Below are 13334 nucleotides of genomic sequence, written 5' to 3'. Positions count from 1 at the left end.
GTGGGGCTGCGGGTGAGCTGCTGGGCGTGGGGGAGGCGCTGGCGAGGGTGGCTGTGCTGCGTTGGATCTGCTTCGTGACCATCCGAATGTTGGTGGCGGTCGCTTGGCGTCCGTACACGTCGGTGACCCTGATGCGGTACGGCCCGGGGCCGAGCCCGCCCTCGATGGTCCAGTGGTTGTCGCTCTGGCGGGTGGCCTTGAGGAAGCCGCCGCCCGACCCCTTCGCCTCGACCGAGCGGAGTGGGTTGCCGTGGTTGCCGACCTGCACCGCGAACCAGTATTTCGAGGCGCCGCCCTTCATCCGGAAGGTGAGCCCGCCGTCGAGCGGCGGGTTCACCACCGCCCGGTACGTCACGGGTGCGATGCCCTGCGACCGGTCGGCGATCTTGGCGAACGCCTCGGTGGAAAGGTCGATCTTGCTGGGTCCGCAGCCGCCGCACTGGTCCATCACCATGACCCGGACCTTGCCCTTCGGGCCGCTCACCTCCAGGTAGCTGCCGCAGGCCGCCGATCCGGAGTACTGGGCGGAGCCGAGGGCCACGTAGAGCCGGTCCGCTGGCGGGCCCGGGAAGGAGCAGTTGCCGCCCGAGCGGCCCGCGTCATAGAAGCTGGCCTTTCCCTTGTGGACGGCGTTGCCCGTCGGCGGCGCGGCGCAGGCCGGGGTGGCGCCACCGCGTACGGCGAGGGTGATGCCGAGGACGGCGGCCAGGGCGGTGACCCCGGCGCCGGCCAACCAGTGTCTGACCCGTCGACTCAACCGAGACGTGCCGTTGTTGCCGGCCGGGGTGTCGTTGTCGGGGGCCGTGCCTGGTGCCGTCACGGCGCCTGATGTTGCCGCAGCACGTCGCGGCAGCGCAACAACGCCGAGTGCGCCATCTCGCTCGCCGTTAGCCCCGGCTGGCCGCCGAGGCGCTACTGCGCCTGGTCGACAGCGACGACCCGCCGCTGCGGCTCCTGCTCGTGAGCATGGTGTACGACCTGGCGTTCGACATTTCCCGTCGGCCGATGGACACCTGGGCGGGTTGGGAGCAGGTCAGCCGAGCCGCCGAGCAGGCCGTCGCGGCCCCCGGAACTGACCAGTGAGAGCCCTGCTCGTATCGCCACGAGCGACCGGTGCAGCGTTCTAGGCTCCGAGATATGGCGGCGGCGTGCCCATCTCGAATTGGCACATAAGTCCGGGCAGTGCCTTCACCCCATGATTCCCCTCGCGAGGCGTGAACTCAGACAGAGAGGAAGCACGCATGGCTGTCAAGACCATGACGCGACCAGGCACTACGGAAATCCGGCCGTTCTCGGTGGATATCCCCGAGGCGGACCTTGATGACCTGCGGAGGCGTATTGCCGCCACGCGTTGGCCCGAAAAGGAAACCGTGCCGGATCAGTCGCAGGGCGTGCAGCTTGCGACGATGCAGACGCTTGCGCGTTATTGGGAGAAAGAGTACGACTGGCGCAAGGTCGAGGCGAGGCTGAACGCCCTACCGCAGTTCATGACCACCATTGACGGCCTCGACATCCATTTCATCCACGTCCGCTCCAAGCATGAGGATGCCCTGCCGCTCCTCGTCACACACGGGTGGCCCGGCTCGGTGATCGAGCAACTGAAGATCATCGACCCGCTCACCAATCCCACAGCACATGGCGCGAGTGCCTCGGATGCCTTCCATCTGGTGATCCCGTCGATGCCCGGCTACGGCTTCTCGGGCAAGCCGAGCATGCCCGGCTGGGACCCGCAGCACATCGCAACGGCCTGGATCGAGTTGATGAAGCGCCTTGGTTACACGCGGTACGTGGCGCAGGGCGGCGACTGGGGTGCGCTCATCACGGATCTGATGGCTCTGCAGGCGCCGTCGGAGCTGATCGGCATCCACACCAACATGCCGGGCGTGTATCCACCCGACATCGACGCGCTGCTCCAGTCCGGTATCACCGGTGCGAACAGTCCGCTCGACTCACTCCCATCCAATCTCTCCGATGATGAAAAGCGCGCGTGTGAGCAGGCGGACTTCTTCTGGAAGCATTCCGGCTACGCCCTCGAGATGGGGCGCGCGCAGACGCTGACGGGATTGGCGGATTCGCCCGTCGCCTTGGCGACCTACATGCTCGACCACGACGTGGCCAGCCTGAAGCTCATCTCCGAGTCCGTCGCCGGGCAGCCCCGAGGCATCACGCTGGAGGACCTACTCGACAACATCACGCTCTACTGGCTGACGAACACCGGGGTTTCCTCGGCTCGTCTGTACGCGGAGAACCAGCTCTCCTTCTTCGCGGCAAAGGGCGTCTCCATCCCGGTTGCCGTGAGCGTGTTCCCTGACGAGCTCTACGAGGCTCCGAAGAGTTGGGCAGAGCAGGCGTATCCCAATCTCATCCACTACAACAAGCTGGACAAGGGCGGCCACTTCGCGGCCTGGGAACAGCCGCAACTCTTCTCGGAAGAGATGCGGGCCGCCTTCCGGTCACTCCGCTAGATGAGCGTGTTCGGCCGTCCGCACCTGCCCTCGTTCGGCGGGGCGACCGAGTGGCTCAACTCCGAGCCACTCGGTCCCGCCGAGCTGGGCGGCCGCGCCGTCCTCGTGAACTTCTGGACGCTGACCTGCATCAACTGGCTGCGCCAGGAGCCGTACGTCCGTGCGTGGTCGCAGGCCTACCGGGACGACGGGCTGGTCGTTCTCGGGGTCCACACGCCGGAGTTCTCGTTCGAGCACGACGTCGACCAGGTGCGACAGGCGATCGCCGCGCGCGGGATCGGCTACCCGGTCGCGGTCGACAACGACTACGCGATCTGGAGAGCCTTCGGCAACCAGTACTGGCCGGCGCTCTACTTTGTCGACGCGGACGGGGTCATCCGCGACGAGCACTTCGGCGAGGGGCGGTACGAGCAGTCCGAGCGGGTGCTCCAGCAAATGCTCGGCATCGAGCGTGCGCCCGTTCCGGTCGAAGGCCTGGGCCCGGAGGCAGCGGCCGACTGGGACAACCTGCGTACGCCGGAGACGTACCTCGGTTTCAGCCGCGGCGAACACTTCGCGTCGCCGAACGGCGCCGCGCTCGACGAACGCCGCTCCTATCAGGTGCCGGAGAGCCTGCCCCTCAACCAGTGGGCCCTGGCGGGCGAGTGGACGATCGGGTCGGAGAACGTCGGGCTCGACCGGGCCGGCGGCAGCATCGCCTGCCGGTTCCACGCACGCGACGCGCATCTCGTGCTGTCTCCCGGGGCGCGACAGCCGATCCCGTTCCGCGTGCTGCTCGACGGTGCGGCTCCCGGCGCGTCGCACGGCGTCGACATCGACGAAGACGGCAACGGCGTACTCCAGGACGGCCGGCTCTACCAGCTCGTACGCCAACACGGCACGGTCCGTGAGTCGACCCTCGAGATCACGTTCGGCGAGTCGGGCGCCGAGGCATACGCCTTCACCTTCGGGTAGGCGCGGCCACTCCCGCCAGCATGGTCGGGATAGTGTCGACTGCTGTGACAGCGCCCGAGATCACCATCGCCACCTCAGCGGACCGCGACGCGGTGGTCGGTTCGCTGGTCGCCGCGTTCGTCAAGGATCCGGTGCTGCGGTACCTGTTCCCGGACGAGGACACCTACCCGCGGTACGCCGCAGCCTTCTTCGGGCACCTCTTCGACAAGCGGGTGCACAGGTCGTCGATCTGGACGATCGGCGGGGGTGCCTCGGTTGCCATCTGGGAGCCGCCGGCCGAGCTGCCGGCCGAGCTGTCGGCCGAGCTGCCGGCCGAGCTGTCGGCCGCCGGGCACGGATCGCCGGACAGCGGGTTCGCCGCTCATTTCCCCGCTGGCGTGCTGGCCCGCGTTCAGGGCTATGACAAGGCCGTGCATGCCGTCCTGCCGGCGTTCCCGTTCTGGTATCTCGGCGTGCTGGGCACGCACCCCGACAGCGCCGGACGCGGTTGGGGGCGTGCCGTCATGAGGGCCGGGTTGGATCGCGCCGCCGCCGACGGTCTGCCGGCGATCCTGGAAACCAGCAACCCGGCCAACGTCGAGCTGTATCGCCGCGCCGGCTGGGAGGTGGTGGACTCCCTGTCGGAGCCCGTTCCCACCTGGATCATGCGGCAGCCGACTCGCTGAGAGGTCAGCGCGTCCACGCCTCCTCCGACGCCCTCATCTTCAGCTGTTCCTCACTGGCGAAGATGCGTGCGTAAATTTCGTCGATGACAGGGTTCTTCGCCAGGCTGTAGTCGCGAGGCCGCTGCGCGGTGTCCCGCGCGAGGCGTCTCTTGGTAGCGGCGTACAGCTCCCGGTCCTGCGGATGCGAGCGCAGCCAGTCGCGGAAGAGCCGATGCCGGACGGGTTCGGGTGCGGCCCGCGGCCAGACGTGCAGGTTGACGTCCTCGGCGGGGCTGACGAGCATCCGGTGCCCGTGCCACCACGGTTCCCGGAGAACGAGCCGGTACCCGAGCCGGTCCAGCGCGGGGAGATAGGTGGGTTCCTCCGCTGTGTCCTCGATCATGAGGTCGACGTCGATGACGGGCTTGGCTGCCAGCCCCGGCACCGCGGTGGACCCGACGTGTTCCACCCCGATGACCAGTTCCCCCAACGCCGTGGTGAGCGACGCCTGGACGGCGGCGAACCGCTGCGCCCAGGTCGGGTCGTACTCCTCGATGACGACGGACCCCCAGGTGCGTGGCGGCTCGCCCACCAAGCCGGCGTCCACCTGCTCGGGGGTGCCGTGGAAGCGCTGAACGACGTCCTGCGGATACTCGGCCACGTCAACCTCCTCTTGAGAAGCAAAGTCCGCCAGGGTACGACACCGGGGATCACTGCGGTCGCGACCGTTGACCCGGGTTCGCCGCCCCCCGACCGTTGCGGGCACCGGATGTCGGGTACGGCGTCTGCCCCGCGCCTGGCGTCACTGCTGGAAAGGGAGGACGAGGAACTGTGGATCCCGGTCGAACGGATCTCCACCCCTATGTAGATATCCGATACAGTGACCGGATGCGGATCACCATTCCGGTCGCGAAGGTGCTGGCGGCGCTGCTCGCCGAGCCCGGCGAGCAGCGGTACGGCCTGGACCTGATGCGAATGACCGGCCTGCCGAGCGGCACCCTCTACCCGGTGCTGCACCGGCTGCGGGCGGCCGGCTGGCTGGCCGCCGACTGGGAGCCGGTCGACCCCGTCGCGGCCGGCCGGCCGGCTCGCCGCTACTACCGTCTGACGGCCGAAGGGGTGGCGCAGGCCCGGCGGGCGCTCGCCGACCTGCGCGCCGCGATCCCCGAGGGCCGTCCGTCGTGGGGCGGCACCGAGCCCACCGGGGCGCCAGCGTGGTGACCCGCCGGGCCGCCGAATTGCTGCTGGAGATGGCCGCGCGCCGCTGGCCGGCCGACGTCCGCGACGACCTGCGCCGCGAGTGGGCCGCCGAGTTGCACGTCCTCGCCGAGAGTGGTCGCTGGACGAGGATGGTCGGTTTCGCGGTGAGCCTCGCCGTCAGCCGCGCCGGTGCCCCGCTCGTCGATCGCGGCCTGATGCGCGGTCGGGCCCGCCGCACGGTGGCCGCGTTGCTGCTGTCCCCGATCGCCTGCGTCGGCATCGTGGTCGGCGGCGCCTTCGCCGTGTACCCGATCGAGGTCGGGCTGACGGGCGTGGGCTGGTCGGAGCGGTCGCAGAAACCGATCTGGACGGCGCTCACCGTCGGGTTGGCCGTGCTGCTCGCGGTGTACGCCGCGCGCTGGGCCCGGCACACCGCACTCGACGGCCCGCTGCGCATCGCGCTCGGCGTGGTGCTGCCCATCGGTGCGGCCGCGGTCCCGCTCCTGTACGTCATCTACCCGGACGACCTGGCCCGCGCCGTACCCGGTCTGTTGTTCTGGCTGGTCGGCCTGACGCTGGCTCTCTGGGCCGCGGCGAGCCTCGCCGCCCGGAACCGGCTCCGCGGAGCCTGGTGGCTGGGCGTCCTCGGCGCGCTCGCAGCGGCCGACCTCGCGGTGATCCGCGTCGTTGTCGACATCATGCCGGCGGGCAGCGGTGCCGGACCGCTCAGCGGTGCGCTGTCACCGGGCAACGTCGACTGGTTCTCCGCGCCGCTGTGGCTCTTCGCCGCCCTGACGGACTGGAACGTCGGCCTACCCGGGCCCATCTCAGTGGAGATCTTCCAGCTGATCACCTACCAGGTGCTGGTGGAACCCATGCTCTACCTGGCGTGCACGCCCTACGCGCTCGCGTACGCCATCCGGGCGGCCCGGTCGGCGCCCGCCGCCGTCGCGCCGACACCGACCCCGTCGTCGGTCTGATCCGCGCGGCTCAATCGGGCACGTCGTCCCACGTCGTTCCCGGCTCCAGATACCCGGCCGACTGGTTGTCGCGCAGCGCGTAGGCGATGACCAGCAGGGCGTGCTTGTCCAACTCGGGCAGCCGGTCCATCGGGAACCACCGCACGGCCAGCGACTCGTCGTCGTTGACCCGGGCGGTGCCGCCGACGACCCGGCAGAGGAAGCCCAGGTTGAGGTACTCGCAGCGGTCCCCGTTGGGGTAGGTGTGCGGGTGCGAGACGGCGCTGGACAGCCGTACCGGCACCACGTCCAGGCCGGTTTCCTCCTGCACCTCGCGGACCAGCGCGGCGGCCGGCTGCTCGCCCGGCTCGACGAACCCGCTGATGACCGACCAGCGCCCGTCGTCGGCGCGCTGACCGAGCAGCAGCTCACCGGCGTCGTTGCGGACCACCGCGCTGACGCTGGGCAACCACAGCAGGTCGTGACCGACGTGCTTGCGCATCCGCAGGATGTAGTCCGGTACCGCCATCGGGCGATCATAGGCCGCGACCGTCCGGCCACCGCCGTCCGGTGACGCCGCGTCGGGTGTCAGCCAGACCAGCTGACGGTACGGCGAAGGCCTCGCACGACCCGCCCCACCTGCACGTCTTTCGGCGTTCCGGCCCGAGGCCCGGAAAGCGGCTCTACTGTGGAGAAGGTCGGCGACTTGTGCGATCCGGTGGCGGCCGGCCGGATCGCGGTGCACAGTGATCCCATGAGCGACAGCGGACGTGGTGGGCAGTTCTACTGGTGCACCCGACACCACCGGGTCGAGACGGACGCCGACGTGTGCCCGGCGAAGCATGTCCTCGGCCCGTACGACTCGGCGGCCGACGCGGAGAACGCCCTGCAACGGGTGCAGGAGCGGAACGAGGCGTGGGACGCCGAGGACGCCCGTTGGGCCGGGGAGGACAGGTAGACGGCGCGGGACGGCCCGCGCCGCGGTATTTCGTGCTCCGCGAGGACGCACGCGAGAGCACGTCCCCAAGGAGGGAACCACGATGGCCGAAGCACAGCAGGCCACCACCCGCCCGACCGCCCGGCGTACCACCGCGAAGAAGACCGCCGCGGCGGAGCGGAACACGGCAGCGAGCCGGACCACGCCCGTGCGCAAGTCCACCACGGCTGCGGCGAAGGCGCCGGCCCGCAAGGCGGCCGGCGGGGCGGGACGCGCACCGGCGAAGAAGACCACGGCGGCCAAGGCCCCCGCGAAGAAGGCCCCCGCCAAGAAGGCCACCACCACGACCTCCGCCGCGGCCAGGAAGGCGCCGGCGAAGACCACGGCCGCCGGCCGCAAGACGACCACCGCCGCGAAGCGGACCCCGGCGTCGGCGGCGAAGAAGACCACCGCCGCCGCCAAGAAGACCACCGGCGCCGCGAAGAAGACCACGGCCGGTACGGCGAGGAAGACCGCGGGTACGGCGAAGAAGACGACCGGCACCGCGAAGAAGACCACTGCCGCCGCGAAGAAGACGACCGGCGCCGCGAAGAAGACCACCACGTCGGCGGCGAAGAAGACCAGCGCCGCCGCGAAGGCGCCGGCGCGCAAGGCCGCGACCACGGCGTCCACCGCGAAGAAGACGGCCGCCAAGAAGGCGCCGGCGAAGAAGACGGCGGCGAAGAAGGCCACGTCCACCCGCCCGAGCGGTGGCGCCCGCAAGGCCCCGGCGAAGAAGGCGCCGGCCGCGAAGTCGACCGCCACCTCGTCGACCACCACCCGCAAGGCGGCGGCGAAGAAGGCCCCGGCGACGAAGACCGCGGCGGCGAAGGCTCCGGCCCGCAAGGTGACCGCCCGCAAGTCGCCGGCACGCCCGGTCGCCGCCCGCGCCACCGCCCCGCGCGGCACCCGGACCACCGCCCGGAAGGCGACCGGCTGATCGTCGGCCCCAACTCGGCTGTTCCCGGCGCGCCGATCGGGAATCTCGTCCGGTCACCGGAAGCGGATCACCGGCGGCGCTGTCAGGATTGACCCGTGGTCATCCGACGCGTACTCGCGCCCCGCATCGACTTCGGCGCGCTGCGCCGCGAGCTCGGCCTGCCCGAGGGGTTTCCGGCCGCTGCCCAGAAGGAGGCCGACGAGGCGGCCGCGGCACCGCCGCGGCCGTCCGTCGATCGCACGGACGTGCCGTTCGTGACGGTCGACCCGGCCACCTCACGGGACCTGGACCAGGCGATGCACCTCGCCCGCCGCCCAGGCGGCGGCTACCGCGTGCGGTACGCCATCGCGGACGTCGCCGCGCACGTCGACCCGGGCGGCGCGCTGGAGGCGGAGACCTGGCGGCGGGGGCAGACCGTCTATCTGCCCGACGGGCACGTGCCGCTGCACCCGCTGACGCTCAGCGAGGGCGCCGCCAGCCTGCTGCCCGACGACGACCGGGCCGCCGTGGTCTGGACCATCGACCTGGACGCCGACGGCGGCACGGTGGCAGTCGAGCTGGAACGCGCCCTGGTCCGCAGCCGGGCCAAGCTCGACTACTCCGGGGTGCAGGCGGCGGCCGACGCCGGTCGGCTGCCCGAGCCGATCGCGCTGCTGCCCGAGATCGGTGACCGGCTGACCGCCCGGGGGCTGCGTCGAGGCGCCATCAACCTGCCGCTGCCCGAGCAGGACGTGGAACCCGACGGCGACGGCTGGCGGCTGGTACTGCGCGGCCCGGTGCCCATGGAGGAGCACAACGCGCAGATCTCGCTGCTGACCGGGATGGCCGCCGCCGACATCATGCTGGCCGGCCGGATCGGCCTGCTGCGCACCATGCCGGCGCCGAAGCCGGAGGCGGTGCAGCGGTTGCGGGCCGCCGCCGCGCCGCTCGGCGTCAACTGGCCGGACGGCATGGGCCCGGGCGAGGTGATCGCCGGGCTGGACGCCGCCCAGCCACGAGCCGCCGCGTTCATCGACCAGGCGGCCGAGCTGATGCGCGGCGCCACGTACACCGCGTTCGACGGAGCGCCGCCCGAGCAGCCGGAGCACGGCGGTGTGGCCGCCGCGTACGCCCATGTCACGGCGCCGTTGCGGCGCCTGGCCGACCGGTACGCCACCGAGGTCTGCCTGGCCCTGCACGCGGGCCGGCCGGTGCCCGACTGGGCGCGCGCCGCGCTACCCCGATTGCCCGAGGTGATGGCCACGACCGACCGGACCGCCTCCGCGGCCAGCCGGGGCGCCGTCGAGTTGGCCGAGGCGGTGCTGCTGGCGCACCGCGTCGGCGAGACCTTCGACGCGGCGGTGCTCGACGTGGACGCCCCACCGAACGGCCGCTCCCGCCCCCGACCGCCCGGCGGAACGGTGGCCCTCGACGCCCCACCGGTACGCGCCCGGTGCCTCGGTCAGCTGCCGCTCGGCGAACGGGTCCGGGTCCGGCTGGTCAACGCCGACCCGGCGGCCCGCACGATCCTGTTCGAGCTGGCCTGATCCGGTCGTCCGCTCGGTCTGTTCGCCCTGGGACCGGAGTCGCCGCCCTGGGCCCGGGTCGCCCTGGCCTCGCTCGCCCTGGCCTCGCTCGCCCTGGCCTCGTTCGTCCTGGGTCTGGTGTCGTCCTGGGTCTCGATCGCACTGGCGCCGTTCGTTCTCAGGCCCGGCTGTCCGCACGGCCTCCTGGAGCTGGTGGGGACCCGGCGGGCCGCAGCGGGGATTGTCACAACGGCCGGCGCTGCTGCCGGACCGGGTGGTTTGCGAGGATGAGCCCATGGCATACGACGCGAGCACACTGCCCGACGTTTCCGGGCTGACGGTCGGCATCATCGGTGGCACCGGTGACCAGGGGCGGGGCCTCGCCTACCGGTTCGCCCGGGCCGGGCAGACGGTGCTGATCGGCTCCCGGTCCGCGGAGCGGGCCGCCGAGTCCGCCGCCGAGATCGCCGCCCTGCCCGGAATGCCCGCCGACGCCAGCATCACCGGCGCCGCCAACGACGAGGTGGCCCGTCGCAGCGACGTAGTCATCATCGCGGTGCCGTGGGACGGGCACGCCGCGACCGTCGCCGCCCTCGCCGAGCCGCTCGCCGGCACGATCGTCGTCGACTGCGTCAACCCGCTCGGCTTCGACAAGCAGGGCCCGTACGCGCTGACCGTCCCCGAAGGCAGCGCCGTGCAGCAGGCCGCCGCGTTGCTGCCCGACTCCCGGGTCTGCGCGGCGTTCAACCACGTCAGCGCTCCGCTGCTGGCGGACCCCGAAGTCGACCGGATCGACCTGGACGTGCTGATCTGCACCGAGGACCGCGAGCTGGTCGACGTGGTTGGCGCGCTCGCCGCCCGGATCCCCGGGATGCGTGGCATCTACGCCGGCCGGCTGCGGAACGCCCACCAGATCGAGGCGTTCACCGCCAATCTGATCGCCATCAACAAGCGGTACAAGGCGCACGCCGGCATCCGCGTCACCGACCTCTGAGCACGCGCCCACCGGCGAGCCCGTTCTGCCGTCGCGTCACCGAACACTGAGCACGCGCCCACCGGCGAACCCGTTTGCCGTGGTCAGGTGCCGGCGAGCCCGTTTGGCGTGGCCCGCCGACGTCGCGCTGCCGCGCTGTCGTTGCTCGAGGGTCGTCGTCACGTCCGCCGGTGGTACTGGTTGCAGCGGGGGAGCTGGTCGGGATCGAGCCAGGCCGGCGGGACGAACTCCGGGTGACCGTCGCCGCCCAGCCGGACGGCCCAGCCGCCGTGATGGATGTGCCGGTGGTGGTGTGCACACAGCAGCACCGCGTTCGCCAGGCTCGTGCCACCGCCGTCCGCCCAGTGCCGGATGTGGTGGGCGTCGCACCAGCGGGGCGGGCGGTCGCAGCCCGGGAAGGCGCAGCCGCGGTCCCGCAGGACCAGGGCGCGCCGCAGAGGCCCGGTGACGAGCCGGCGTTGCCGGCCCACGTCGAGCAGTTGACCGGCGCCGCCGAGGACGGCGGGCAGGATGCCGGCGTCGCAGGCGAGCCGGCGGACCGTCTCCGGGGTGAGCTGGAGGCCGGTGTCCAGGGTGCCAACGTCCAACTGCCGGGCCAGGCCGTCGAAGCTGGCGGTGACGACGATCTGCGCGGGCTCGCCGCCGTGCTCGGGTAGGTCACCGGTGCGCAGGGTGAGCCGGCAGAGGTCGGCGAGCGCGTCGTGGCGGCGTTGCCCGGGGGTACGCGAATCGTCCGGACCCGACGGTGCGGTCAACGGATCGATCGCGGCGCGCAGCAGGCCGGCCGCCTCGGCGTCCAGGCTGCCGGTCAGCCGGAGGCGGCCATCGCGCAGCTCGGACAGCGTGACATGACGGTCTCGGGCGGACCGGTGGGCCTCGGCCTCCAACGCGGCCCGGGTGGCGGCCTCGGCGACCTCCGGAGCGACGTGGTCGAGGATCCGTGTGCCCAGCCTGCGGAGCAGGGCGGGATCGAACTGCCCCGCCCACTCGACCAGCACAACGACCGCCTTGTCGGCGGCCTCGGCGCCGGCGGTGGCGTGCACCGTGCTGACCGTGTCGCCGATGACCCGCGCCTGCTCCAGGCTGATGGCCCCATCGGCCAGCGCGCGACGCACCCCCGGGGCGCCGGCGTCGAGGGTCCCGGCGAGGTCGACGAGCCGCCGGGCGGCGGGGACGGTGAGCCGCAGCCGATCCCGCAGCCAGACCGCCGTCGAGGACGCGCCCTGCGCGCCGGCCGTTCCTCGGCCGTCCAACTCACGGACAAGGGCCAGCTGCACCGCCGCCAGGCACTGCTCGAGCCGGTGCGCGGCGTCGAGCGCCGCGACCAGCTCGTGCTCCCCAACGGCCCAGGTGGTCACGTCGAGGCACGCCGCCACCGCGTCCTCCGCGTGCGCCAACTCCTCGACCACGATCTCAGATTAGAACAGGTGTACGGCAACTTCGGTCCCATGATCAGCTGTCGCTGTCGCTGTCGCTGTCGCTGTCGCTGCCTGCGGTGTCAGCTAGCGATGCGGCGGCGGGACCGGCCGGCGAGCGAAAGCGTGCCGGCCGGTCCCGTGCCGTGGGCCGTGCGGTCGTGGACCGTCTAGAAGGTGTGCTCGGCGGCCGGGAATTCGCCGCCGCGGACCTCGTCGGCGAACTGGCGGGTGGCGTCGGTGAGGGCGCCCGCGAGGTCCGCGTACCGCTTCACGAAACGTGGAGCCTTGCCGGTACGCAGGCCGGCCATGTCCTGCCAGACCAGCACCTGCGCGTCGGTGGACGGGCCCGCCCCGATGCCGACCGTGGGGATCGACAGTTCGTGGGTGACCTGCTTGGCCACCTCACCCGGCACCATCTCCAGTACCACCGCGAAGGCGCCCGCCTCGGCCACCGCCCGCGCGTCGGCCAGCACCTCGTCGGCCGCGTCGCCCCGGCCCTGCACCCGGTAGCCGCCCAGGGTGTGCTCGCTCTGCGGGGTGAAGCCGATGTGCGCCATCACCGGGATGCCCGCGCCGACGATCGCGGCGATCTGCGCGGCGCAGCGGCGGCCACCCTCCAGCTTCACCGCGTGGCAGCCACCCTCCTTCATGAACCGCACGGCGGTGCGCAGTGCCTGGGTCGGGCCCTCCTCGTACGAGCCGAACGGCAGGTCGCCGACGATGAGCGCCTGGCGGGTCGCCCGTACGACGGCGCGTACCAGCGGGAGCAGTTCGTCGGCGGTGACCGGCAGGGTGGTCTCGTAGCCGAAGACGTTGTTCGCGGCCGAGTCGCCGACCAGCAGCACCGGGACGCCGGCCTGGTCGAAGATCGCCGCCGTGTACTGGTCGTACGAGGTGAGCATCGGCCACCGTTCGCCGCGTTCCTTCGCGGCGATCAGGTCACGGGTGCGAACTCGTCGGGTGGCCGGCCCGCCGTACAGGGCGGTCACCTCGTTCGGAGTGGACTCCACCATCACTGTCTCCTTCCTCGAGGCCGCCTGCGCGGTCCCCGGGTTCCGCAGCGATCGTCGCACCGCGGGACGGGGTGACGGCAGAGCCCAGTGCAAGATGTCACTCCGTCGCGTCGCCGCGTCGGACCGGGCCGTAGGCCCGGCGCACACCCGCAGGTCCGGCCGCACACCCGCAGGTCCGGCCGCACACCCGCAGGTCCGGCCGCGCCCCCGCAGGTCCGGCCGCGCCCCCGCAGGTCCGGCCGCGCCCCCGCCGAGCCGGCCGGCCC

Annotated in this window: 14 protein-coding genes and 1 pseudogene; 10 read left to right on the top strand and 5 right to left on the bottom strand. The window is 72.0% G+C overall.

Annotation, left to right across the window (positions count from 1 at the left end; translation table 11 throughout):
* Nucleotides 1–820: expansin EXLX1 family cellulose-binding protein (locus EAD89_RS01075; RefSeq protein ID WP_121674364.1), on the bottom strand; the 820-nt coding region annotated here is incomplete at its 3' end.
* Between the two features lie 71 nt (nt 821–891).
* On the opposite strand from EAD89_RS01075, the pseudogene EAD89_RS01070 reads away from it, so the two are divergent.
* The 4 genes and pseudogenes from EAD89_RS01070 to EAD89_RS01055 all read left to right on the top strand — a co-directional run.
* Nucleotides 892–1083: pseudogene (locus EAD89_RS01070) on the top strand (short-chain dehydrogenase); the annotation flags it as partial.
* 158 nt (nt 1084–1241) lie between these two features.
* On the top strand, nt 1242–2465 hold the full coding sequence (locus tag EAD89_RS01065) for an epoxide hydrolase family protein (protein ID WP_121674363.1): 1224 nt from the start codon (nt 1242–1244) through the stop codon (nt 2463–2465).
* The gene (locus EAD89_RS01060; RefSeq protein ID WP_121674362.1) at nt 2466–3419 is read left to right on the top strand and encodes a redoxin family protein; all 954 of its coding nucleotides are present in this window, start codon (nt 2466–2468) and stop codon (nt 3417–3419) included.
* Nucleotides 3420–3463: 44 nt separating this feature from the next.
* On the top strand, nt 3464–4084 hold the full coding sequence (locus EAD89_RS01055) for an N-acetyltransferase (RefSeq protein ID WP_233578094.1): 621 nt from the start codon (nt 3464–3466) through the stop codon (nt 4082–4084).
* A 4-nt stretch (nt 4085–4088) separates the two neighbouring features.
* Here the strand turns inward: EAD89_RS01055 and EAD89_RS01050 are convergent, their stop codons facing one another.
* Entirely contained in the window at nt 4089–4724 is a 636-nt protein-coding gene (locus EAD89_RS01050; protein ID WP_121674360.1) for a GrpB family protein, read from the bottom strand.
* A gap of 227 nt (nt 4725–4951) precedes the next feature.
* Here EAD89_RS01050 and EAD89_RS01045 point away from each other — a divergent pair, with 227 nt between their 5' ends.
* The gene (locus EAD89_RS01045) at nt 4952–5284 is read left to right on the top strand and encodes a PadR family transcriptional regulator (RefSeq protein WP_121674359.1); all 333 of its coding nucleotides are present in this window, start codon (nt 4952–4954) and stop codon (nt 5282–5284) included.
* Nucleotides 5245–6243 carry a hypothetical protein gene (locus EAD89_RS01040; protein ID WP_233578093.1) on the top strand — a complete coding sequence of 333 codons (999 nt, stop codon included), beginning with the start codon at nt 5245–5247 and terminating at the stop codon, nt 6241–6243. Before EAD89_RS01045 ends, EAD89_RS01040 begins: the two co-directional genes overlap by 40 nt.
* 10 nt (nt 6244–6253) lie before the next feature.
* On the opposite strand, the gene EAD89_RS01035 is transcribed toward EAD89_RS01040, so the two are convergent.
* Nucleotides 6254–6751, bottom strand: coding sequence for an NUDIX domain-containing protein (locus EAD89_RS01035; protein WP_121674358.1), 498 nt, complete (start codon nt 6749–6751; stop codon nt 6254–6256).
* 225 nt (nt 6752–6976) lie between these two features.
* Between EAD89_RS01035 and EAD89_RS01030 the strand changes: the two genes are divergently transcribed.
* From EAD89_RS01030 to npdG, 4 genes are all read left to right on the top strand, one after another.
* Nucleotides 6977–7180 carry a hypothetical protein gene (locus tag EAD89_RS01030; protein WP_109820768.1) on the top strand — a complete coding sequence of 68 codons (204 nt, stop codon included), beginning with the start codon at nt 6977–6979 and terminating at the stop codon, nt 7178–7180.
* 82 nt (nt 7181–7262) lie between these two features.
* Nucleotides 7263–8138: a histone gene (locus EAD89_RS30890; protein ID WP_233578092.1), complete on the top strand. Its 876-nt coding sequence runs from the start codon at nt 7263–7265 to the stop codon at nt 8136–8138.
* A gap of 95 nt (nt 8139–8233) precedes the next feature.
* Nucleotides 8234–9664, top strand: coding sequence for an RNB domain-containing ribonuclease (locus tag EAD89_RS01020; RefSeq protein WP_121674357.1), 1431 nt, complete (start codon nt 8234–8236; stop codon nt 9662–9664).
* A gap of 274 nt (nt 9665–9938) precedes the next feature.
* Nucleotides 9939–10637 (top strand): NADPH-dependent F420 reductase, encoded by a 699-nt coding sequence (npdG, locus tag EAD89_RS01015; RefSeq protein WP_121674356.1) that lies wholly within the window; start codon nt 9939–9941, stop codon nt 10635–10637.
* A 158-nt stretch (nt 10638–10795) separates the two neighbouring features.
* Here the strand turns inward: npdG and EAD89_RS01010 are convergent, their stop codons facing one another.
* The gene (locus EAD89_RS01010; protein WP_121674355.1) at nt 10796–12046 is read right to left on the bottom strand and encodes an HNH endonuclease signature motif containing protein; all 1251 of its coding nucleotides are present in this window, start codon (nt 12044–12046) and stop codon (nt 10796–10798) included.
* 176 nt (nt 12047–12222) lie between these two features.
* Entirely contained in the window at nt 12223–13068 is an 846-nt protein-coding gene (gene panB, locus EAD89_RS01005) for a 3-methyl-2-oxobutanoate hydroxymethyltransferase (RefSeq protein WP_121655956.1), read from the bottom strand.
* Nucleotides 13069–13334: the final 266 nt, after the last annotated feature.

Source organism: Micromonospora sp. BL4 (assembly GCF_003667505.1).
Classification (GTDB): Bacteria; Actinomycetota; Actinomycetes; order Mycobacteriales; family Micromonosporaceae; genus Micromonospora.
This window is presented reverse-complemented; position numbering and strand designations above follow the sequence as displayed.